Origin of the sequence: Herbiconiux daphne, assembly GCF_024979295.1 — a bacterium.
In the GTDB taxonomy this organism is placed as follows: domain Bacteria; phylum Actinomycetota; class Actinomycetes; order Actinomycetales; family Microbacteriaceae; genus Herbiconiux; species Herbiconiux daphnes.
In genome coordinates this window covers 581953-603448 of record NZ_JANLCJ010000002.1, presented here as the reverse complement: position 1 = coordinate 603448, position 21496 = coordinate 581953, and the positions used below count along the sequence as shown (strand labels likewise).

Genomic DNA, 21496 nt, shown 5'->3' with positions numbered 1-21496 from the left:
GCGGTGCGGCTCGCACATGAGACTACGCCGGTGATAGCCCGCACACAGAGCGGTGCCAGGGAACACGGATGCCGGTGCGGTAGCTTCGCTCCTCGTGTCGGAACGTCGTTACAACTCGAACCCCGTGTCGAACTTCATGGCCTGGCTGGGCGGTGCCCGCCTCGACGTGCTGGCGGATGCCCCGGGCGACCGCGCGCGCTTCGTGGCGATGGGCGGCGTCATCCTCAGCACCGCGTTCCTGTCGGCGGTGTCGGCGACGTTCGCCCTGGTGATGGCCGTGGGCGCGCCCATCGCCGTCGCCGTGATCGTGGGCGTGTTCTGGGGGGTGATCATCCTCAATCTCGACCGGCTGCTCATCATCGGCATGGCGAAGCAGAAGGGCGTGTGGCGTAACATCGCGCTCGCCCTGCCACGCGTGGCGCTCGCCCTCATCATCGGCACGGTCATCTCGACGCCGCTCACGCTGCAGATCTTCTCGGCCGAGATCAACTCCGAGATCCAGGTGATGCAGGCCGAGGAGAAGGCGGCGTTCGAGCAGCAGATCGCCTCCGACCCGCGGTTCGCGGCCATCCCCGACCTGCAGGACTCGATCGCGGCCAACCAGGCGATCGTCGACGAGGGCCTGCAGACCGACCTCGGCTCCGACCCCAACTACGCGGCGGCCGTGGCCGCGACGGCAGCGGCGCAGACCGCGTATGACGCGGCGCAGGCCGCCTACCTCGCAGAGATCGACGGAACCGGAGGAACCGGCATCCGGGGCGACGGCGCGGTGACGCAGTCAAAACTGGTAGCCATGCAGGCCGCCGAGGCGCGATTGACCGCGGCTCAGGATGCCGAGGCGGCCGCGAAGACCGCCGCGGAGGCGACCCTCGAGACCTCGGCGCAGAGCCGGCTCGACGCGGCGAAGGAGCAGCTGGCGGCCGATAAGCAGACGCTCGCCACGGCGCAGGATCAGCGGGCGACCGAGCAGGCCGCCTATGAGAGCGCCGTCGACAACAGCGCGGGTCTGCTGTCGCGGTTGCAAGCGCTGTTCCGGCTGGGCGAGACGAATGCGCTGCTGAACGTCGCGCACATCATGATCGCGCTGCTGTTCATCTGCATCGAGCTGCTGCCCGTGATCGTGAAGGTGCTGTCGAACCTGGGTGTTCCGACGGCCTATGACCGCATCATCGATGTGCGCGAAGACGGCGAGGTGTCGGGCGGCGCCATCTGGGCTGCGCAGCGCGCCAAGGCCATCGAGGTCGAGGCGGGAGTGCAGGTCGCGGTGGCGGAGGACCGGGCTGCTCGCCAGCTGAAGTTCGGCAAGAAGGTCAACAAGGCCGTGCTCGAACAGCAGGAGGCCGTGATCGCGCGGGCGCTGGAGGTGTGGGGCGGCTACGCCTCCGAGCGCGCGTCGGCGCGGATGGAGGAGTGGGAGAGCTCGCTCGAGGCTTCGGAGACCGCCACGGGTGTCGGCCGGGTGCCCGCGGGGCTTGCGGCATCGCGGGATGCAGCGGTCACGGAACCGATCGCGGGGCTGCCCGGCTCGCGTGGCCCCCGCGCCGGCACGAGCGACACCGATGCCACCGACGAGCTCGCCGCCCTGTTCGGAACCCCGGATGACGCGGCCGATGCCGTGGCGACGGATTCCGGTGCCGGCTCGAGCGCCGGCTCGACGGGTGCGCCACGCGTGCCCGCGCGCCCGGTGCCGCGCAACTCCGATCGCGAGGCCTTCCTGCGCCGGGCCGGCCTGCCCGACCAGTTCTGACGCCGACCACTCTGACGCCGACAGCGCCGACCCCGACACTCCTGACACTGACCCAGCCGACTAGAATCGGGGGGTCGAAACGATGGGGATGAAACGCATGGCACAGGTACCCGAGAACGCACGAGTCGCCCTGGTCGTGGCGCGTTGGCACGCGAACATCGTCGACAGGTTCGTCGACTCGTTCACCGGCACCTGGGCAGAACTCGGGGGAGACCCCGCGCTGCTTCACCTCTCCGAGGTGCCCGGGGCGCTCGAGATCCCGCTCCAGGCCCAGCGATTCGCCCGCTCAGGTGACTTCGCCGCGGTCGTGGGCTGCGCCTTCGTGGTCGACGGGGGCATCTACCGGCACGATTTCGTCGCCTCGACCGTGCTCGACGGGCTGATGCGGGTGCAACTCGACCACGACGTGCCGGTGCTCTCGGGCGTTCTCACGCCGCACCAGTTCCAGGAGAGCGAGGCGCACGTCCGCTTCTTCGAAGACCACTTCGTGATCAAAGGCCGTGAGGCCGCGCAGTCATGCGCCGCCATCCTGGCCGAGCGGGCCAAGGGCGTGCCGGCGGGCCCGCAGCTCACACGTCGCTGAGCTCGCCCTCCACCGCGGGCACGGGCCGCGGCGCGGCCGGCGTGCTCTCGGTGTAGACGTATTTCGCGCCCATCAGCATCGACGCGACCGCGCCGATGACCGACATCACCGCCGCCGCGATGAACACGATCACGAGGCCGGAATGGAACGGCTCCGAGATGAGCTGCGGAAAGAAGCTCTGCCCGGTGAGCGCCGCCGAGTCGGCCGCGGGGAGCGCATCGAGCGCGCCGGTGGGGCCGAGGATCGATTCGATCGGGTTGTAGCCGAGGAAGGCGGCGAACAGGCTGCCGACCGGTGGCGTCGCCGCCACCTGAGCCGCGACATCCGCGGTCACCCCGTGTGAGGTGAGCCCCGAGAACAGCGCGTTCGGCAGGGTGGATGCGAGGCCCGCGATCATCAGTGAGAAGAAGATGCCGATCGACAGCGAGTTGCCCGCGTTCTGGAAGGTGCCGGTCATGCCCGAGGCCGCGCCGCGCTCGGTGGCGGGCACCGAGTTCATGATGGCGGTGCGGTTCGGCGCCGCGAACATGCCCGAGCCGATGCCGTTGAGGAAGGTGATGACGGCGAAGACCCAGTAGGCGAAGTTCACGGGGATGAGCAGCAGGGCCACGAAGGTGGCGGCCACCAGAAGCAGGCCGATGGTGGAGAGCGTGCGGGCACCGATGCGGTCGGAGAGCGTTCCCGAGAGGGGGCCCGAGACGAGGAATCCGATGGTGAGCGGCAGCAGGTAGATGCCCGCCCAGAACGGCGTGCTCTCGTAGGAGTAGCCGTGCAGCGGCAACCAGATGCCCTGCAGCCAGATGATGAGCATGAACTGCAGGCCGCCGCGACTGATCGAGGCCAGCAGGCCCGCCACGTTGCCCCAGGCGAAGGTGCGGTTGGCGAACAGCCGCACGTTGAAGAGCGGATCCTTCACCCGCAGTTCGAGCAGCACGAACAGCACCAGCACCACCAGACCGCCGATGATCGCGCCGAGAACCCACGGGTTCAGCCAGCCGGTCGAGCTGTCGCCGTAGGGCTGGATGCCGTAGGTGATGCCGGTGAGCAGCGCGATGAGCCCGACGGCGAAGAGGATGTTGCCCGGCCAGTCGATGCGGCCCTTGCTGGTGGTGCCTACCTCATGCAGCGACTTGTACGACCAGATGGTGCCGAGGATGCCGAACGGCACGCTCACGAGGAAGATGGCACGCCAGTCCAGCGCGGCGAGAAGGCCTCCCACGATGAGGCCGAGGAACGTGCCCGCGATCGCCGCGATCTGGTTGATGCCGATCGCCATGCCGCGCTTGTTCGCCGGGAAGGCGTCGGTGAGGATCGCGGTCGAGTTGGCGACGATCATCGACCCGCCGACGGCCTGCACGACGCGCCAGGCGATCAACCAGAGCGCGCCCGCACCGGAGAGGAAGGGGTCGAAGACCAGGGCGATGGCCGACACCGTGAAGATGACGAAGCCGAGGTTGTAGATCCTCACCCGGCCGTAGATGTCGCCGAGCCGCCCGAAGGTCATCACCAGCACGGCGGTGACGAGGATGTAGCCCATGAGCATCCACAGCAGGTAGCTCACGTTGCTCGGCTCGAGCGGGTTGAGCTGGATGCCGGTGAAGATCGCCGGCAGCGAGATCAGCACGATCGACCCGTTGATGGTGGCCATCAGGATGCCGAGGGTGGTGTTGCTGAGCGCGATCCACTTGTAGCGCGGGTGGTCTTTGTTGAACATTCCGGTGCGTTCGCGCACGGCTTTCTCCGTCATTGTTCCCTCCAATGCCGGCTCGCCGTTGAGCACCTGGTCACATAGTTGTCCTTTGCTAACTATATCCCTCGTCACTTGCTGATGATTCGCTGCAACCTCGATCGAGGGCCCCCGATCTCGGCCGCGTCACCATATCGTTGAGTATCGTTCGCGACTCACAACGGAGGGCATCATGGGCAACTCATTCCCAGCCGGAGGATTCGGCACCGGCATGAACACCGACAGCATCTGGCAGGCGATGGAGCAGTTCCGCGCCCGGTTCGAGAAGAAGGTGGGCAGCCGTGTGGGCCGCGGAGACGTGCGGGCCGCGGTGCTCGCCCTGCTCGCCGAGCAGCCGATGCACGGCTACCAGATCATCCACGAGATCGAGGAGCGCAGCGGCGGCAGCTGGAAGCCCAGCGCCGGTTCGGTTTACCCGACCCTGCAGCTGCTCGCCGACGAGGGCCTCGTGAGTGCCGAGGAGTCGAACGGACGCAAGACCTACGCGCTCACCGAGACCGGCCGCGTCGAAGCGGCGAGTGCGGTGGCGTCGGCGCCGTGGGCATCCGATTTCGGCGGCAACGGCACCGGCACCGGCAGCAGCACGGGCGCGGGCTCCGGTTCGGGCGACGGCGACCGGCGCGATCACACCGCCCTGCCCAAGGCCGGCTTCGAGCTCGCCCAGGCGGCGGCCCAGGTGGGCCGCACCGGCACGCCCGAGCAGGTCAAGCAGGCCGTCGCCGAGCTCGAAGACGCGCGCCGCCGGCTCTACGCGATCCTCGCCCAGGACTGAGCCGGGTGACATCCGTTCGCCCTGATCGCGGCGACTCGGTTCCGAGCGACCGCGAGGCCCGGGGGCGCTACCGCCGCATTCTGCGGTTCGCCGCCTGGAACCTCGCGGTCACGTGGTGGTATGAACTGCTGCTGCCGCGCATCGGGCTCACCCGGGTGGCCGAGCGCACGCGATCGAAGCGGATGCAGCGCTTCGCCCGCCGTTTCCACGTTCTGGCCGTCGACCTCGGCGGTCTGATGATCAAGGTCGGGCAGTTCATGTCGTCGCGCCTCGACGTGCTGCCGCCGGAGATCACCAAAGAGCTCGAGGGGCTGCAAGACGAGGTGCCCGCGGTGCCGTTCCCGTTGATCCGGGCGCTCGCCGAGGCCGAGCTGGGCATGCCGCTCTCGCGGGCGTTCGCGTGGGTCGACGAGACGCCGGTTGCCGCGGCATCCCTGGGTCAGGCGCATCGGGCGCGGCTCTCACCCGGCGATGCGGCCGACACCGGTCTCGAGGGTGTGGTGATCAAGGTGCAGCGGCCCGGCATCGACGCGATCGTGTCGGTCGACCTCGCCGCGCTTCGCCGGGTGGGCGGATGGCTCAGCCACGTGCGGCTCGTCTACTCCCGGGTCGACGCCCCCGCGCTCGTCGAGGAGTTCGCGGTGACGAGCCTCGAAGAGATCGACTACCTGCACGAGGCCGCGAGCTCGGTGCGCTTCGCCGGCGACTTCGCGGGCGACGACCGTGTGGCCGTGCCCGAGGTGGTGTGGGAGCGCACCACCCGCCGCGTGCTCACGCTCGAAGACGTCACGGCGATCAAGATCACCGATGCCGCAGCCCTGCTCGCGGCCGGCATCGACCCGGTCGACGTGGCCCCGGTGTTCGCCGCCGTCATGTTCGACCAGCTCTTCACGAACGGGTTCTTCCACGCCGACCCGCATCCGGGCAACATCTTCGTGACGCCGTCGGCTCCGGATGCCGCGGCCGCCGCGCTCGGGGAGGACGCCGCCGAGGCATCCGTCGCCCGCCCCTGGAAACTCACCTTCATCGACTTCGGCATGATGGGCGAAGTGGGCGCATCGACCCGCAGCGGTCTGCGCAAGATGCTCATCGCCGCCGCCTCGCGCGACGGCAAGGGGCTCGTCGAGGCCGCACGCGAGGTGGGCGTGCTGCTGCCGACCGCCGACACGAGCGAGCTCGAGCGCGCCATGACCCAGCTGTTCGCCCGCTTCGGAGGCATGGGTTTCGCCGAGCTGCGCGAGGTGGATCCGCGGGAGTTCCGCGAGTTCGCGGTGGAGTTCGGCGACGTGGTGCGGTCGTTGCCGTTCCAGCTGCCCGAGAACTTCTTGCTCGTCATCCGTGCGCTGTCGCTCACGTCGGGGGTGTGCAGTGCCCTCGACCCGGCGTTCAACCTCTGGGACTCGGTGGAGCCGTATGCGCAGCAGCTGATCCGCGAGGAACGCGGCAACGTGGTGCAGGATCTCGGCACGCAGGCGATCGAGAACGTGGGCATCGCCTGGCGTCTGCCGAAACGGCTGGATGCCCTCGTGACGCGCATCGAGGAGGGGTCGGTCGGCTTCCGCAACCCCGAGCTCGAGCGGCGGGTGTCGTCGCTCGAACGGGTGGCGCGGCGCGTGGTGTCGGCGCTGCTGTTCGGGGCGCTGCTCGTGGCCGGCGCGGTGCTGCGGGCCGACGACACCGTGTTCGGCACGGTGCTGATGATCGCCTCGGCGGTGCCGCTGCTGCACGCGCTGTTCTCGGGGCGCCGCCCGCGCTGAACCCCCGATCTGGGGTGCTTCCCACCCTCCCGGCCGACAGGTCGGCGATCGTAAGCTGAGCCCGAGCGGTGATCACGGGGGAGACGCGATGAGTCGGTTGTCGATGGTGACGGGCGCAGTGCTGATGGGCTGCGCGCTGGTGACGGTGATGCCCCAAAGTGCGGTGGCAGCCCCAGGCGCCCGTGCAGTAGCCGGCGTGGCGGCCGCCGACGTCGGCTCGGGCTCCTGCGACGATCTGAACACGGCCGGATGGTGCGTGCAGGGACCGCAGGACGGCGCAAGTATCGTGCTTCCGAGCGGCGAGGTCACCGCCGTGCTGCTCGGAGGGTCAGGCGCGAGCACTGCCGACGGGCAGGGCGGAGCCGGCGGAATGACGGTCGTGACCTTCGTGTCCTCCGACTCGCCGTTCGGCATGACGATCGGCTCCGCCGGAGCGTCGTCGGGTGTGGGCGGGGCCGGAGAATCCGGGGGCGGGAACGGCGGATGGTCGCCCGCAGAAGGAGGCGGCCAGAGCGCCCTACCCGGAGGAGGGGGCGGCGGTTCGACCGCGTTGATCGACGACCACGGCAACATCCTCGCTCAGGCCGGTGGTGGGGGTGGAGCCGGCGCGAGCTCCTTCAACGACGACGGCTCCGGAGATCCTCCCGTCAGCCCGGGCGACGGCGGCGACGGCGGGTTGCCGGCGAGTGGCGGAGAGTCCGGTTATGTCGGTGTGGCGAACCTGGAGGGTTCAGCGGGGTCGGGCGGTGCCGCCGGGTCGGCCGGCAGCAGCTGGACCTCGTCGTTCGGCGAGACCGCGACGTCGGTCGACTACGACAGCACCGACGCCGGCACCGTGTATCTGCCGGGCAGCGGTGGTGGTGGCGGGGGCGTGCTGGGTGGCAGCGCCGGCACGGCGGGCGGCTTGACCGGCGATTCCGGATCGACGACCTACTCGCCGGCCGGTGGCGGCGGAGGTGGCACGTCATTCGTCGACACGTCGCAGCAGCACACCACCGTGCTGGGCTGGAGGTTCAGCCAGGCACCCGTCGTCGATTCGCCCGGTGCGGTGTGGTTCTTCCTCTCCCGCGCCTCGCTCTACGGCTGCCAGACCGGCACGCAGGACTTCGACACCGACGGCGAGACCACCTCCCTCTTCGCCATCGTTCAGGGTGGCGGGGGCGCGAACGCTTCCGAAGGCGGCCAGGGAGGCGGCGGCGCGATCGTCACCGGCATCGTACCGGTGACCCCGAACTCGCAGCTCCAGATGATCGTGGCGTGCACGGCCACCGGCCTGGGCGGGTCGGTCGGCTGGACCAAAGGCGGCGACGGTGCCGTGACGACCACCCCGGGAGCCGGCGACGGCGGGGGCGGCGGCGGATCGACGATCCTGCAGGAGACCGGCGGCACACCGCTGCTCGGTGCGGCGGGTGGCGGAGGCGCCGGTGGCGGCTCGGTGGCCGACGCCGGGGGTGCCGGCGGAACGACGAGTCGCGGCGCGGGTGCGCCCACCGCGACGGCCGGCGGAACCGGCCGATCCGTCGACTTCGATCTCGCGGCGGGTGGTGCCGGCGGGGCGGCGGCGTCCAACAGCGACGCCGACGGCGCCGATGGGCAGAGGGCCGATGATCCGATCACCTTCGAGTCGGGCGGCGGAGGCGGGGGAGCCGGAATCACGCACGGCGGTCAAGGCGGTCGGCACAGCAGTGGTTCGGCGGGAGGCGGAGGTGGCGGCGCCGGTGATTCGACCTCGTCGGCCATCGCGCTCGAGTACTCCGGCTCGACGAGCGCCGGAGCGGAGGCCGACGGGTTCGTCATCCTCGTGCCGATCCGCCCGGTCGCCTACTCGGACCCCGGTGAGTCGACCCCACCGGGGGTGGTGCCGATCGATCCCGCCGCGGGTACCGGCGCCGGAGCCGCCGGGTCGACCGGCCAGGGCGGGCGAACGCTCGCGGCAACGGGCGTCGTCACCCTCCCCATCGCCGCAGTGAGCGCACTGATGCTTGCGCTCGGGGGCGCGCTGCTGCTGCCGCGAGGCGCTCGCCGGCGTCCCGGGCGGGCGCGATGACCGACTGGGACGGCGCGAAGTACGCCGAGATCGCCACCCTGCAGCACGACGTCGGGCGGCGGTTCGTCGCCGAACTCACGCCGCCCGCCGGGGCGCGGGTGGTCGACGCGGGGTGCGGTGAGGGGTTCGTCACACGGCTGATCGCCGAGCTGCCGCCCGTGGCGGCGGTGGTGGGGTTCGATCCGTCGCCGTTGATGATCGCCCGGGCGCGGGAGGGGCGGCATCCGGGGGTCGACTTCGTCGAGGGCGATGTCACCACGTTCGTCGCCGACGACCCGTTCGACCTCGCCGTGTCGCTCAACGCGCTGCACTGGGTGCCCGACTCGGTCGCCGCGCTCACCCGGCTGCACGACGCCGTGCGGCCGGGCGCCGGGGTGGTGTGCCAGTTCGTGCCCGAGGGGGAGCGGCCGTCGATCGAGGACGTGGCCTTCGGAGTCGCCACCGGTGTCTCCACCGGTGTCGGCACAGGGGCCGAGGGCCGAGACGCCGGCGGGTTCGCGGCGTTCTTCGAGGGGTTCGAGCCGCCGCACGTGCATCGCACGCGGGGTGAGTGGCGCGACATCGCGGGGGCCGCCGGGCTCGAGGTCGACGATCTGACCGAGCGCGACCTCGCCTGGGACTTCGGCAGTGCCGACGCCTTCCGCGCCTGGTGCGCGCTGGGCTTCACCGCCTACACCGACCGGCTGCCGGCGGAGCGTCGCGACGAGTTCCTGGCCCGGGTGACGGATGCGTACGGGCGCGTCACGGGGTCGGACCACGTGCTGCGCTTTCTGCAGCTGCGGCTCGGCGCGCATCGGCCGCGCTGACCGCCCGTGACTGACCACCCGCGACCTATCTTGCAGGCTGCGGGCGCTCGGCTCGGTGCGTGAGAGCCCGCCGGCGATGCGAGAGCATTGAGGCATGACCGCAACACTCGTCGCCAAGGGCCTCGCCGGGGGCCACGACCACCGCACCCTGTTCAGCGATCTCGATCTCGTCGTCGCGCCGGGTGACGTCGTGGGCGTGGTGGGCGCCAACGGGGCCGGCAAGTCGACGCTGCTGCGCATCCTGGCCGGCATCGACGCGCCGCTCGACGGAAGTGTCGCGCTCGCCCCCGCCGACGCGTTCATCGGCTGGCTGCCGCAGGAGCACGAGCGGGTGCCGGGCGAGACGGTGGCCGACTACGTCGGGCGACGCACCGGCACCACCCTCGCCACGATCGACATGGATGCCGCGGCCGCGGCGCTCGGCGACACCTCACCCGTGGCATCCGGAGCCCCCGACCCGGCCGACGTCTACTCGGCGGCGCTCGAGCGGTGGCTGGCGAGCGGCGCCGCGGATCTGGAGGAACGACTGCCGGTGGTGCTCGCCGAGCTCGGGTTGGGGGTGGCATCCGATGCTCTGATGACCTCGCTCTCGGGTGGGCAGGCGGCGCGCGTCGGACTGGCGGCGCTGCTGCTGTCGCGGTTCGACATCGTGCTGCTCGACGAGCCCACCAACGACCTCGATCTCGATGGGCTCGAGCGGTTGGAGGGGTTCATCCGGGGTCTGCGCGGTGGGGTCGTGCTCGTCAGTCATGACCGCGAGTTCTTGGCGCGGAGCGTCACGCGGGTGCTCGAACTCGACCTCGCCCAGGGTACGAATCGCGTCTACGGCGGGGGCTATGACGCCTTTCTCGAGGAGCGCGAGACCGCTCGGCGGCACGCTCGCGAGGAGTACGACGAGTTCGCGGACAAGAAGGCCGACCTCGTGGCTCGGGCGCGCACGCAGCGCGAGTGGTCGAGCCAGGGGGTGCGCAACGCGATGAAGAAGGCGCCCGACAACGACAAGATCCGGCGCAAGGCCTCGGCGGAGTCGAGCGAGAAGCAGGCGCAGAAGGTGCGGCAGATGGAGAGCCGCATCGCACGGCTCGACGAGGTCGAGGAGCCGCGCAAGGAGTGGCAGCTGCAGTTCACGATCGGTGCGGCGCCGCGGTCGTCGTCGGTGGTGTCGACGCTGTCGGCCGCCGTGGTGACGCAGGGATCGTTCACGCTCGGGCCGGTGTCGCTGCAGGTGAACCAGGGCGATCGCATCGGCATCACGGGCCCGAACGGCGCGGGCAAGTCGACGTTGCTGCGGCTGCTGCTCGGGCGGGTGACGCCGTCGTCGGGCACGGCGTCGGTGGGAACGTCGGTGGCGATCGGCGAGATCGATCAGGCGCGGGCGGTGCTGGCGGGCACGGCGACGCTCGCGGCCAGTTTCGAGGCGCAGGTGCCGACGTGGCCGGTGGCCGAGGTGCGCACGCTGCTGGCGAAGTTCGGGCTCAAGGCCGATCACGTGGGGCGCCCGGTCGACGAGCTGTCGCCGGGGGAGCGCACGCGGGCCGGTCTCGCGCTGCTGCAGGCGCGGGGTGTGAACCTGCTGGTGCTCGACGAGCCGACGAACCACCTCGACCTGGTGGCGATCGAGCAGCTCGAGCAGGCGCTGGAGTCCTACGAGGGCACGCTGCTGCTCGTCACCCACGATCGGCGCATGCTGTCGACGGTGCGGCTGAATCGGCAGTGGCAGGTGGCGGGCGGGCGCGTTGTCGAGATCTGAGGTGTCGGCTGAGCGGTCGGTCTGACCGCTCGGGCTGGGCCCTCGGTCTGACCCCTCGGTCTGACCCCTCGGGTTCTGCCATCATCGAGTATGAGCAGTTCGCCGCCGCCTCCTGGATACCAGCCCCCGCCACCTCCTCCCGGTTACCGGCCCCCGCCCCCGCTGGCGCAGCCCTCCTCGAAGCCTCGCAACGGGCTCGGACTGGCCGCCCTGATCGTGGGCATCGTCGCGTTCGTCGGTGCGTTCATCCCGCTCTTCAACTACGCGGCGGGGTTCATCGCGGTGGTGGGAATCGTGCTCGGCATCATCGCACTCGTGCTCGCGAGGCGGCCGAAGGGTGCCGCGATCACCGGCCTGGTGCTCAGCGTGCTGGCGCTCATCCTCTCGGTCGTGCTGGCGATCGTCTACACGTTCGTGTTCTTCGGCGGTCTCGCGCAGACCATCGACCAGCAGCTCGACGAGAACGCCGAGGTCGACCTGATCTACCAGGTCGAGGGCACGGCCCCGTCGGCGACCATCAGCTACACCACCTACACCGGCGGCATCTCGGCCACGCAGGAGCACGCGAGCGAACGCCTGCCCTTCGAACAAGACCTCGATGTCACGATCGGCGGCGCTTCGACGTACAACAGCTACACGCTCACCGCCACCAGCGGCCCCGAGGGCGGCGACGTGACCTGCCGCATCATCCTCGACGGCAAGCTCCTCATCGAGCAGACGAGCACGGGCGCCTATGCCACCGCGAGCTGCACGGCCAGTGGCACCGAGCTGCTCGAGTAGGGCCAGGATGTCGCGGGCTCGAGCCTGAGCTCACGACGCGCGTTTGGTGTGCTCGCCGTCATGCAGAAGCTGATGGGCGCGTTGGAATGACACCTTAAGCATCGCGCCGATATCGCGCACCGGCACGTGTTCGGCGGCGAGTGAGCGCGCAAGAGCCACGGTCTCCGCCCTGGCCTGCTGCTCGAGCGCTGCCGCTTCATCTTTGGTTCGGGCGATCTGGGAGAGTCGCGCCTCGACGTCGACATCGCCGACCGCATCGATCACGAGATCGACTTCCACCCGATCGCGAGGAGTGCCGAGGGCGACCGCGATGTACTCCTGCGCCATGAGGTGCGCCTCGCTCTGAGCCTGCGTGCCTGCGTGAGCCCATCGATCTCGGGAATGGAGATCATCCACCACTTGCCCTCGCGCGTGACCCTGGCGGTGTAGGTCATCTCAACGTGTCCTTTCTCATCGCGACGAGCAGTTACTCATTAGGCCATGTTCGGGCGTGAGGCGCGGTGACCGTTATGAGTAATCGCCTACCACGCAAGGGCTGCGCAGCACCGAAGATACGCGCCGCCCGAGGTGGGGCCTCAGGGAAGTCGCGGGCTCATCCGGGCGAGTGACCCGCGGTCAGGCCGCCGCGCGGAACGGGCGGAAGAACGCGCGCAACTCCTCGGCGTAGAGCTCGGGCTGCTCGAACGGCGCGAAGTGGCCGCCGCGGGCGGGATGCGTGACGCTCACGGTGTTCGCTGTGCGGTCGAGCCATTCGCGCGGTGGCTGCAGCAGGTCGCCGGGGAACAGCGAGAATCCGCTCGGCACCTCCACCCGGCGCGCGAGCTGGGCGGGCGGGATGGCGGCGTTGGCGTTGTACATGCGCATCGACGAGCCGATCGTCTCGGTGAGCCAGTAGAGGGTGACATCGGTCAGCACCTCGTCGCGCGCGTAGACGCTCTCGAGGTCGCCCGAGGGCCCGAGGTCGCTCCACGAGCGCAGCTTCTCGACGATCCAGGCCGCAAGCCCGGCGGGGGAGTCGGTGAGCCCGACCGCGGCGGTCTGCGGTTTGGTGCGGTGCATGGCCGCGTAGGCGCCCTCCGTCGCGCCCCAGGCGGCGGCCGCGTCGAGGGCCGCGCGTTCGGCCGGAGCGAGACCGGACGGGTCGCCGGAGAAGGTCGGAATGCCGGCATCCATTCGGTGCACGGCGATCACCCGGTCGGGGTGGTCGAGCGCGAGGTAGCGGCTGACGTGGCTGCCGATGTCACCACCGGCGGCGAAGAACCGGTCGTGGCCGAGCCCGGTCATCAGCTCGGCCCAGAGCGCCGCCACCTCGATCGAGTTGAGCGCGTGGTCGGTGGGGCGATCGGAGTAGCCGAAGCCCGGCATGTCGGGCACGATCACATCGAAGGCGTCGGCCGGGTCGGCGCCGTGCGCAGCCGGGTCGGTCAGCAGCGGCACGACCTTCGAATAGCGCCAGAACGAGTCGGGCCAGCCGTGGCTGAGCAGCAACGGCAGTGGCCGGTGCGACCCTGCGGCCGCCTTGGCCTGAACGAAATGGATGCCGCGGCCACCGACGACGGCCCGGAACCTCGGTAGTCGCGCGAGTGCCGCCTCCTGCGCCGGCCAGTCGAACTCGTTCGCCCAGTAGTCGACGAGTTCGCGCAGGTAGGCGACGTCGGCGCCGAGCGCCCAGCCGCCGGCGTCGCCCGTGGCGGCAGCGTCGAGCACGTCGGGCCACCGGGTCGCGCGCAGGCGGCGCCGCAGGTCGTCGAGCGCCGCCGGATCGGCACGCGCTGTGAAGGGTTCGGGGCGGAACGCGGCATCCGGCATGCCCCCAGCCTACGATCGTCGGCCGCGGCGCGCCGGGCGGTGTCGGGGGCGTCGCTACACTGTGGCCATGGATCCCGCGCCCAAGAGGCCCACGATTCGCGACGTCGCGACGGCCGCCAAGGTCTCGAGCGGCACCGTCTCGCGAGTGCTCAACGGCAAGAACTGGGTGAGTCCCGAGGCGCGGGCAGCCGTCGACGCGGCCATCAAGCGCACCGGCTACCGAGTGAACCCACACGCCCGCAATCTCGCGATGAGCAAGTCGAACACCGTGGCGTTCCTGCTCACCGAGACGCAGCAGGTGCTCTTCGAAGACCCCAACTTCGCCCGCCTCGTGCGGGGCACGAGTGAGGCGCTCGCCGCCCGCGACATGTATTCGGTGCTGATCATGGCGGGCGACGCCGCCGAGCAGGACCGCGCGCTCGCCTACATCTCGGCCGGCCACGTCGACGGCGTGCTACTCGGGTTCTCGTCGACCGCCGGCGAGCCGCTGATCGAAGCGCTGGTGCAGAGCCACGTGCCGATCGTCGCCTGCGGCCTGCCGACCGGGTTCGAGGGCCGACTCGGCAGCGTCTCGGCCGACGACCGCTCCGGCACGGTCGCGATGGTGCGCTATCTGCGCGACGCCGGGCGCAAGCACATCGCCACCATCACCGGTCCGCTCGACCTCTACGGCGGGTCGAGCCGGCTCGACGGCTACCGCAGCGCCCTCGGTGGCGAGGCCGACGAACGGCTCGTCGTGCACGGCGACTACTCGCGTGCGAGCGGCGCTCGGGCCGCCCGCGAACTGCTGGCCCGCGGCATCCCGTTCGACGCGGTCTTCGCCGGCAACGACGCCATGGCCGCCGGTGCCATCGACGCCCTCGAGGCGGCCGGGGTGGATGTTCCGGGGCAGGTCGCCGTCGCCGGCTTCGACGACAACGTCATCGCCCTGCAGACCGACCCACAGCTGACCACCGTGCACCAGCCGTTCGAGCGCATCAGCTCGGAGATGGTGCGCCTTCTCACCGACATAATCGGCGGCGAGGAGCCCGCGAACATCACTCTGCCGACCTCGCTCGTGGTGCGCGGCTCGGCCTGACCGCGGGCTCGCCCGTGCAGCCCGCCGCCGCTACTCCGCGTCGTGCGCCGGAACGCCCTCGGTGAGGGCGTCGATCTCGGCCCACGCCTCCTCGGGGATCGCAGCCGCCGCCGTCGCATCCGCCACCGCCCGCGTCCAGCTGCTCATCGACGAGGCGCCGACGATGGTGGTGTGCACGCGCGGCTCGCGCAGGCTGAACCCGAGCGCCGCCGCGCTCATCGCGATGCCGTAGCGGTCGCAGATCGCGCGCAACCGCTCGAGCGCGGCCGCCATCTCGGGCCGGATGGGCCGGTAACCGTAGCTCCCGGCCGACTCCGCCCGCCCGGTGAGCACGCCACCGCCGTAGGGCGCCGCGTTCGACACGCCCACCGATCGCGCCGCCGCCGCATCGAACAGGTCGCTCGCCGAACGGTCGAGCACGGTCCAGCGGTTGTGCGTGACGAGCGCGTCGAAGATGTCGGTCTCGACGAAACGCTGCAGCATGCCGACCGGCCCGCCCGAGATGCCGATGGATGCCGCGATGCCCTGTTGCTTCATCGCCACCAGTGCCTCGACGGCCCCACCCGGCTCCATCACGGCCTCGAAGCCCGCCACTTCGGGGTCGTGCAGGTAGAGCACGTCGACCCGGTCGACGCCCAGGCGCGGCAACGACTCCTCGATCGAGCGCCACATGCGGGCGCCGCTGAAGTCGTCGGTCTCGACGTCCCGGTCGAGCTTGGTCTGCACCACGAGCCGATCGAGCGCCGAGCCGGTTGCCGATGACGCTCCGGATGCCGCGCCCTCGCCACCGACCGAGGCCCGCGTCGTGGCGAGCGCTCGCCCGACGAAGAGCTCGGAGAGGTGCCCGGAATCCGTCGGTCCGTACATGTTCGAGGTGTCGAGCAGGTCGGTCTCGAGCGCCCCCGCGAAGAACGCATCGGCGACCTCGAGGATGCGGGCGTCGCGCTCGTCGCCCGACTCACCGGGCCGCAGCTGACCCCACGACGAGGTACCGAGGGCGAGCGGGGTGACGTCGAATCCGGTGCGCCCGAAGGGCTTGGCCTGGCGAAGATCTGTCATGGCTCCCACGCTAGCGCGCGCGACGCGGGTCGGCTCTCGCCGGACTCGGCTCGGTCAACCCAGTCGCGGTCCCAGCACCCAGCCCCGCTCGCCCCCGGCCCGGGTCGCCCGGCCCGAATTACTCCTGCCCCCGCTCGACCGTCACGGCGCCCGCGGCCAGCTCCGCGCCCGACGGCAGGGTCGCGTCGTGCGCCGTGTGATTGATCCAGGTCGTGAACGTGCGGCCGTCGGCCGCGTGCCGGGTGACCCCTTCGACGCCGTCGAGGTCGGCCGGCGCCGGAACGATGCCGGCATCGGCGTAGGCCCCGGCGAGCACGGAGCGCAGGTCGTCGACCGAGACATCCGTCGACACATACCAGGCCGACCCCAGCCCCACGCGATTCCGCGTGATCGCGGGGCCGCCGGCGACCGGGCCGGTCTCGTAGACGGCCACCGCGTCGGCTCCTTCGAGTCGCACGTCGTCGGTCCAGCGCGAGCCGCGCACGCCGTTCGACAGCGACACCTGCTCGTCGGCGCGGAGCGGCGCGAATTCCTGCACCGAGGCGCCGAGCAGCCTGCGCAGGGCACCGGGCATCGGGCCCTCGTGCACGGTGCCCGTGCCGTCGACGATGCCCGAGAAGTACCCGGCCACGAACACGCCACCGGCCTCGACGAACGACTCGAGCCGGGCGGCATCCGTCAGCGACAGCGCATAGAGCGACGGGGCGATCACGAGGTCGTAGCCCGAGAGGTCGTGCGACGGATGCGCGAAGTCCACCGTCACGCCGTCGTGCCAGAGACGCGAGTAGTAGGTCTCGATCTGACGGCGGTGGTTGAGCTCGATGCTCGGCAGCATCTCGGCGTCCTGCGCCCAGAACGACTCCCAGTCCCAGAGAATCGCGACCCGAGCCGTGACGGTGCTGCCCAGGGCGTCGGCCACACCGTCGAGCGTGCCGCCGAGCGAGGCGAGTTCTTCGAACACCCTCGACTGCGCCCCCGCGTGCGGCAGCATCGCCGAATGGAACTTCTCGGCACCGAACCGCGAGGCCCGCCACTGGAAGAACAGGATGCCGTCGGCACCGCGCGCGAAGTGCTGCATGCTGTTGCGCACCAGCTCGCCGGGCTGCTTGCGCAGATTGCGCGGCTGCCAGTTGACCGCCGAGGTCGAGTGCTCCATCAGCAGCCACGGCTTGCCGCCGGCGAGCGATCGCACGAGGTCGGCGTCGAGCGCGAGATGGATGTGCCGGTCGTCGCGCTCGGCCACCAGGTAGTGGTCGTTCGACACGATGTCGACCTCGCGGGCCCAGCTCCAGTAGTCCATGGCGAGGCAGTTCGTCGCCATGAAATTGGTGGTCACCGGGATGCCGGGCGAGAGCCGGTGCAGGATGTCGCGCTCCCGCACGAAGCACGCGAGGATGGCGGCGTTCGAGAATCGCGCGAAGTCGAGCCGCTGCGCCGGATTCACCACCGCCGGCGTCGTGCGCGGGGCGTCGATCTCGCTCCACTCGCCGTAGTGCTGGCCCCAGAACGTGGTGCCCCACGCCGCGTTGAGCGCGTCGAGCGAGCCGTAGCGCTCCTCGAGCCACACCCGGAACGCCGCCACCGAGTCGTCGTCGTAGCTCTCCGAGATCGGAGCGCCGTATTCGTTGTGCACGTGCCACAACTTCACCGCGGGATGCGTGCCGTAGCGCTCGCCGAGTGCCGACGCGATGCGCTCGCAGGCGGCCGCGTAGGCGGGGGAGCTGGGGCTCGCCATGCCCCGCGAGCCGAAGCCGAGCCGGATGCCGTCGCGCGTCACGGGGTGGGCCTCCGGATGCTTCGCGAAGAACCAGGCCGGGGGTGAGGCCGTGGGGGTGCCGAGGTCGACGCCGATGCCGTTCTCGTGCAGCAGCTCGATCACGTCGTCGAGCCAGCCGAAGTCGAACTCGCCCTCGCGCGGCTCGAGCAGGGCCCACGAGAAGATGCCGATGCTCACCAGGTCGACCCCGATCTCGCGCATCAACGCGACATCCTCGAGCCACACCTCGCGAGGCCACTGCTCGGGGTTGTAGTCGCCGCCGAAGGCGATGCGCGTGGTGCCGGGGATCCAGCCCGAAGCGCTCGCCCCCGAGGCGTGCGGCGAAGGGGTCGTCTCGTCGGCGACGCGAACGGGAATGGACGTCATGGGCTACTCCTGGCACAAGAACTGTTTGCGGTTACAGGTCATATTGACGGCACCACGACCGGAATTGCAAGCCGGCCTGGGCATTGCAGGTGCATGATTGCAATACCGACTAAAACCGGTTACATTCGCCGTGCCGCAGATTTTCACCGCGGACCGAGCACCAACAGTTCACCGGCGCACCCGCGTCGGCACTCAACGAGGAGGAACATGCGCAGCACAACCCGCGCGGGAATCGCGGCCACGATCGCGATCACCGCGCTCGCACTCACGGGATGCTCAGGCTCGTCGTCGGGCTCCAGCGGCCCGGTCGAGCTCACCTACTGGGGCTGGGCGCCCAACATGGAGAAGGTCGTGGACTCGTGGAACGAGAGCCACCCCGACATCCACGTCACCTACGTCAAGACCGACGCCGGTGAGCCCGCGGTCACGAAGTTCCTGACCGCCATCCAGGCCGGCAACGGCGCTCCCGACCTCATGCAGGCCGAATACCAGAAGATCCCGACGCTGCTCGCCTCCGACGCCATCATCGACATCTCCGACAAGGTCGCGGATGACACGAAGTCGAAGTTCAGCGACGGCGTCTGGTCGTCGGTCACCCTCGGCACCGACGGTGTCTACGCCATCCCGCAGGACTCCGGGCCGATGATGTTCTACTACCGCGAAGACATCTTCGACCAGATGGGCCTGTCGGTTCCCACCACGTGGGACGAATACGCCCAGGTCGCCAAGACCGTGCACGACTCCGACCCCACGAAATACCTCGGCACCTTCTCGTCGATCGACCCGGGACAGTTCGCGGGCCTCACGCAGCAGGCCGGCGCATCCTGGTGGTCGTCGGACGACGGCGCCTGGAGCGTCGACATCGACTCCGACCCGGTGAAGAAGGTCGCCGACTACTGGGGCGGCCTGGTGGAGTCGGGAGTGATCGACAACAAGCCGCAGTACACCCCGGAATGGAACGCCGCCCTGAACGACGGCAGCCAGATCGGCTGGGTCAGCTCGGTCTGGGCGCCCGGCGTGCTCGCCGGCAACGCCCCCGACACCGCGGGCAAGTGGCGCATGGCACCGCTGCCGCAGTGGGATGCCTCGGCTCCCGCCACCGGCAACTGGGGCGGTTCGGCGCTCGCCGTGTCGTCGCAGTCGAAGAACGTCGACGCCGCGGTGGAGTTCTCGACCTGGCTGAACACGTCGAAAGACGCGGTCGACCAGCTGGTCAGCGTCAGCGGCCTCTACCCGGCCGACACCGTCGAGTCGGCGGATGCCCTGAAGACCCCGTTCGAGTTCTTCAGCAACCAGCCCGACTTCTACGAGACCGCGGCCGAGATCGCCGACACGGTGCAGCCCTTCACCTACGGACCGAACGTGAACGTCGCCTACAGCGCGTTCAACGACGAGTTCGGCAAGGCGGCCGAGTCGAAGTCCGCGGCCCAGTTCGCCGCGGCGGTCGAGCAGATGCAGAAGGTCACGCTCGCTGACCTCGAAGACAGCGGCTTCACCACGAAGTAGCGGTAGCCGAGGGGCCGGGTTCGCCCGGCCCCTCGCATCCGTGACGCCGCCGCGTGACCTCCCACTCGTTCGACGTCCTGAGGAGACGATCCATGACCACAGTCACCACCCGCCGGCCCGGAGCGCGCCGGGGCCTCGCCACACCGTGGCTGATGCTCTTTCCTGCGATCGTGCTGTTCGTGCTCTTCTTCGCCGCGCCGATCGTCTACACGCTCGTGCTGAGCTTTCAGAAGTCGCAGGTGAAGGGGCTCGGCCTTGGTTCGGGCGGCCGCTCGACCGTGTTCGCCGGCCTCGAGAACTACGTCTCGGCCCTCACCGACGCCGACTTCCTCGCCAGCGTCGCCCGGGTCGGTGTCTACGGCCTCATCCTCATCCCCACCATGCTCGGCCTCGCCCTGCTGTTCGCGCTTCTGCTCGACTCGAAGCGCACGAGGGCCAAGGGCTTCTCGCGGGTCACGATCTTCCTTCCCTATGCCGTGCCGGCGGTCATCTCGTCGCTGCTGTGGGGCTTTCTGTTCCTGCCGTCGGTGAGCCCGTTCTTCGACATCGCGAACCGGTTCGGCATCACGCTGCCCGACCTGCTGTCGGGTGACGCGGTGATCGTGGCCATCGCGAACATCGCGCTCTGGGGCGGCGTCGGCTTCAACATGGTGGTGATGTACACGTCGCTCAAGGCGATTCCCACCGACATCTACGAGGCGGCCAAGCTCGACGGGGCCAGCGAGGTGCAGGTCGCTCTGCGCATCAAGATCCCGATCATCATGCCGTCGCTCATCATGACCGCGATCTTCTCGATCATCGCCACGCTGCAGGTGTTCGCCGAGCCGGTGACCCTGAAGCCGCTCAGCAACTCGATCTCGTCGACCTTCACGCCGTTGATGACGGTCTACCGCGACGCCTTCACCCGCAACGACGTCTATTCGGCGTCGGCGACGAGCATCATCATCGCGGTCGCCATCTTCGCCCTGTCCTTCCTGTTCCTTCGCGTCGTTCAGCGCCGCGCCTTCGGAGGTGAGAACTGATGGCCGCCACGCTCGTCAGCGCCCGTACCCGCCCCTCGCGAGCGATCACCGTCTCGCCGCGCGAGCGGTCGAGCTTCTTCTCGACCGCGGTGCTGCTGATCGGCGCGCTCTACTGCCTGCTGCCGATCGTGTGGGTGCTCTTCGCGAGCACCAAAGACGGCGGCGAGCTCTTCACCACGAACACCTTCGTGCCGAGCACCCACCTGTGGGACAACATCGTCGAGCTCACGCAGTACCGCGGCGGTCTCTACTGGCGCTGGATGCTCAACACCGCGTTGTATGCCGGTGTCGGCGCCCTGCTCTCGACCGTCGTGTCGTCGCTCGCCGGATTCGCGCTCGCCAAGTACGAGTTCAAGGGCAAGGCGACGGTGTTCACCGTGCTGCTCGCCGGCGTGCTCGTGCCTGGCGTCATCCTGGCCATCCCGCAGTACTTCCTGCTCGCGCAGATCGGGCTCACCAACACCTACTGGGCCGTGCTGCTGCCGCAGATCGTGAGCCCCTACGGCATCTACCTCGCCCGCATCTACACGTCGGCCTCGGTGCCGACCGATGTGATCGAGGCGGCCCGCACCGACGGGGCCGGCGACTTCCGCATCTTCTGGCGCATCGCCATCCCGATGATGTCGCCCGCGCTGGTGACGATCTTTCTGTTCCAGTTCGTCGGCATCTGGAACAACTTCATGCTGCCCTACATCATGCTGGGCAACGACTCGCTCTACCCCATCACGGTGGGCCTCAACGGACTGCTCAACCAGGGGTCGAGCGTGCCCGCGCTCTACTCGCTCGTGGTGACGGGGGCGCTGCTGTCGATCATCCCGCTGGTGGCGTTGTTCCTCGTGCTGCAGCGTTTCTGGAAGGTCGACCTGGGCGCCGGCGCCGTGAAGGCGTGA

At 69.9% G+C, this 21496-nt stretch carries 17 protein-coding genes; 12 read left to right on the top strand and 5 right to left on the bottom strand.

Annotation, left to right across the window (positions count from 1 at the left end; translation table 11 throughout):
• Positions 1 to 94 precede the first annotated feature (94 nt).
• Together N1032_RS08350 and N1032_RS08345 are read left to right on the top strand one after the other, a co-directional pair.
• Positions 95 to 1747, top strand: coding sequence for a DUF4407 domain-containing protein (locus N1032_RS08350; protein WP_259538563.1), 1653 nt, complete (start codon positions 95 to 97; stop codon positions 1745 to 1747).
• 97 nt (positions 1748 to 1844) lie between these two features.
• The gene (locus tag N1032_RS08345; RefSeq protein WP_259538562.1) at positions 1845 to 2330 is read left to right on the top strand and encodes a 6,7-dimethyl-8-ribityllumazine synthase; all 486 of its coding nucleotides are present in this window, start codon (positions 1845 to 1847) and stop codon (positions 2328 to 2330) included.
• On the opposite strand, the gene N1032_RS08340 is transcribed toward N1032_RS08345, so the two are convergent.
• A complete protein-coding gene (locus tag N1032_RS08340) occupies positions 2317 to 4077 on the bottom strand; it encodes an MFS transporter (RefSeq protein ID WP_259538561.1) in 1761 nt (586 codons plus the stop codon). The genes N1032_RS08345 and N1032_RS08340 overlap by 14 nt on opposite strands.
• Before the next feature lie 172 nt (positions 4078 to 4249).
• On the opposite strand from N1032_RS08340, the gene N1032_RS08335 reads away from it, so the two are divergent.
• The 6 genes from N1032_RS08335 to N1032_RS08310 all read left to right on the top strand — a co-directional run bounded on the left by N1032_RS08335 (position 4250) and on the right by N1032_RS08310 (position 11989).
• The gene (locus N1032_RS08335; protein WP_259538560.1) at positions 4250 to 4849 is read left to right on the top strand and encodes a PadR family transcriptional regulator; all 600 of its coding nucleotides are present in this window, start codon (positions 4250 to 4252) and stop codon (positions 4847 to 4849) included.
• A 5-nt stretch (positions 4850 to 4854) separates the two neighbouring features.
• Entirely contained in the window at positions 4855 to 6606 is a 1752-nt protein-coding gene (locus N1032_RS08330; protein ID WP_259538559.1) for an ABC1 kinase family protein, read from the top strand.
• Positions 6607 to 6694: 88 nt separating this feature from the next.
• The gene (locus N1032_RS08325; protein WP_259538558.1) at positions 6695 to 8653 is read left to right on the top strand and encodes a hypothetical protein; all 1959 of its coding nucleotides are present in this window, start codon (positions 6695 to 6697) and stop codon (positions 8651 to 8653) included.
• On the top strand, positions 8650 to 9459 hold the full coding sequence (locus N1032_RS08320; RefSeq protein WP_259538557.1) for a methyltransferase domain-containing protein: 810 nt from the start codon (positions 8650 to 8652) through the stop codon (positions 9457 to 9459). The genes N1032_RS08325 and N1032_RS08320 overlap by 4 nt, the downstream gene beginning before the upstream one ends.
• A 94-nt stretch (positions 9460 to 9553) precedes the next feature.
• The gene (locus tag N1032_RS08315) at positions 9554 to 11209 is read left to right on the top strand and encodes an ABC-F family ATP-binding cassette domain-containing protein (protein ID WP_259538556.1); all 1656 of its coding nucleotides are present in this window, start codon (positions 9554 to 9556) and stop codon (positions 11207 to 11209) included.
• Between the two features lie 90 nt (positions 11210 to 11299).
• Positions 11300 to 11989, top strand: coding sequence for a DUF4190 domain-containing protein (locus N1032_RS08310; RefSeq protein ID WP_259538555.1), 690 nt, complete (start codon positions 11300 to 11302; stop codon positions 11987 to 11989).
• A 30-nt stretch (positions 11990 to 12019) separates the two neighbouring features.
• Here N1032_RS08310 and N1032_RS08305 read toward each other — a convergent pair whose 3' ends face one another.
• Complete coding sequence (locus N1032_RS08305) at positions 12020 to 12316, bottom strand: hypothetical protein (RefSeq protein ID WP_259538554.1); 297 nt, start codon at positions 12314 to 12316, stop codon at positions 12020 to 12022.
• Positions 12317 to 12604: 288 nt separating this feature from the next.
• Positions 12605 to 13798 carry an epoxide hydrolase family protein gene (locus N1032_RS28285; RefSeq protein ID WP_310795932.1) on the bottom strand — a complete coding sequence of 398 codons (1194 nt, stop codon included), beginning with the start codon at positions 13796 to 13798 and terminating at the stop codon, positions 12605 to 12607.
• 67 nt (positions 13799 to 13865) lie between these two features.
• Between N1032_RS28285 and N1032_RS08295 the strand changes: the two genes are divergently transcribed.
• On the top strand, positions 13866 to 14876 hold the full coding sequence (locus tag N1032_RS08295; protein ID WP_259538553.1) for a LacI family DNA-binding transcriptional regulator: 1011 nt from the start codon (positions 13866 to 13868) through the stop codon (positions 14874 to 14876).
• Positions 14877 to 14906: 30 nt separating this feature from the next.
• Here N1032_RS08295 and N1032_RS08290 read toward each other — a convergent pair whose 3' ends face one another.
• Both N1032_RS08290 and N1032_RS08285 read right to left on the bottom strand, forming a co-directional pair.
• Positions 14907 to 15935, bottom strand: a complete 1029-nt coding sequence (locus N1032_RS08290; RefSeq protein WP_259538552.1) for an aldo/keto reductase — start codon at positions 15933 to 15935, stop codon at positions 14907 to 14909.
• A 118-nt stretch (positions 15936 to 16053) separates the two neighbouring features.
• Positions 16054 to 18078 carry a beta-galactosidase gene (locus N1032_RS08285; protein WP_259538551.1) on the bottom strand — a complete coding sequence of 675 codons (2025 nt, stop codon included), beginning with the start codon at positions 18076 to 18078 and terminating at the stop codon, positions 16054 to 16056.
• Positions 18079 to 18285: 207 nt separating this feature from the next.
• Here N1032_RS08285 and N1032_RS08280 point away from each other — a divergent pair, with 207 nt between their 5' ends.
• The 3 genes from N1032_RS08280 to N1032_RS08270 all read left to right on the top strand — a co-directional run bounded on the left by N1032_RS08280 (position 18286) and on the right by N1032_RS08270 (position 21496).
• Entirely contained in the window at positions 18286 to 19584 is a 1299-nt protein-coding gene (locus N1032_RS08280) for an extracellular solute-binding protein (protein ID WP_259538550.1), read from the top strand.
• Between the two features lie 92 nt (positions 19585 to 19676).
• On the top strand, positions 19677 to 20606 hold the full coding sequence (locus tag N1032_RS08275; RefSeq protein WP_259538549.1) for a carbohydrate ABC transporter permease: 930 nt from the start codon (positions 19677 to 19679) through the stop codon (positions 20604 to 20606).
• Complete coding sequence (locus N1032_RS08270) at positions 20606 to 21496, top strand: carbohydrate ABC transporter permease (RefSeq protein ID WP_259538548.1); 891 nt, start codon at positions 20606 to 20608, stop codon at positions 21494 to 21496. Before N1032_RS08275 ends, N1032_RS08270 begins: the two co-directional genes overlap by 1 nt.

Coding starts and splice junctions, on each gene's coding strand:
- N1032_RS08345 (WP_259538562.1), top strand. CDS start 1,845: ATGGCACAGGTACCCGAGAACGCACGAGTCGCCCTGGTCGTGGCGCGT.
- N1032_RS08340 (WP_259538561.1), bottom strand. CDS start 4,077: ATGACGGAGAAAGCCGTGCGCGAACGCACCGGAATGTTCAACAAAGAC.
- N1032_RS08335 (WP_259538560.1), top strand. CDS start 4,250: ATGGGCAACTCATTCCCAGCCGGAGGATTCGGCACCGGCATGAACACC.
- N1032_RS08325 (WP_259538558.1), top strand. CDS start 6,695: ATGAGTCGGTTGTCGATGGTGACGGGCGCAGTGCTGATGGGCTGCGCG.
- N1032_RS08320 (WP_259538557.1), top strand. CDS start 8,650: ATGACCGACTGGGACGGCGCGAAGTACGCCGAGATCGCCACCCTGCAG.
- N1032_RS08315 (WP_259538556.1), top strand. CDS start 9,554: ATGACCGCAACACTCGTCGCCAAGGGCCTCGCCGGGGGCCACGACCAC.
- N1032_RS08310 (WP_259538555.1), top strand. CDS start 11,300: ATGAGCAGTTCGCCGCCGCCTCCTGGATACCAGCCCCCGCCACCTCCT.
- N1032_RS08305 (WP_259538554.1), bottom strand. CDS start 12,316: ATGGCGCAGGAGTACATCGCGGTCGCCCTCGGCACTCCTCGCGATCGG.
- N1032_RS28285 (WP_310795932.1), bottom strand. CDS start 13,798: ATGCCGGATGCCGCGTTCCGCCCCGAACCCTTCACAGCGCGTGCCGAT.
- N1032_RS08295 (WP_259538553.1), top strand. CDS start 13,866: ATGGATCCCGCGCCCAAGAGGCCCACGATTCGCGACGTCGCGACGGCC.
- N1032_RS08290 (WP_259538552.1), bottom strand. CDS start 15,935: ATGACAGATCTTCGCCAGGCCAAGCCCTTCGGGCGCACCGGATTCGAC.
- N1032_RS08285 (WP_259538551.1), bottom strand. CDS start 18,078: ATGACGTCCATTCCCGTTCGCGTCGCCGACGAGACGACCCCTTCGCCG.
- N1032_RS08280 (WP_259538550.1), top strand. CDS start 18,286: ATGCGCAGCACAACCCGCGCGGGAATCGCGGCCACGATCGCGATCACC.
- N1032_RS08275 (WP_259538549.1), top strand. CDS start 19,677: ATGACCACAGTCACCACCCGCCGGCCCGGAGCGCGCCGGGGCCTCGCC.
- N1032_RS08270 (WP_259538548.1), top strand. CDS start 20,606: ATGGCCGCCACGCTCGTCAGCGCCCGTACCCGCCCCTCGCGAGCGATC.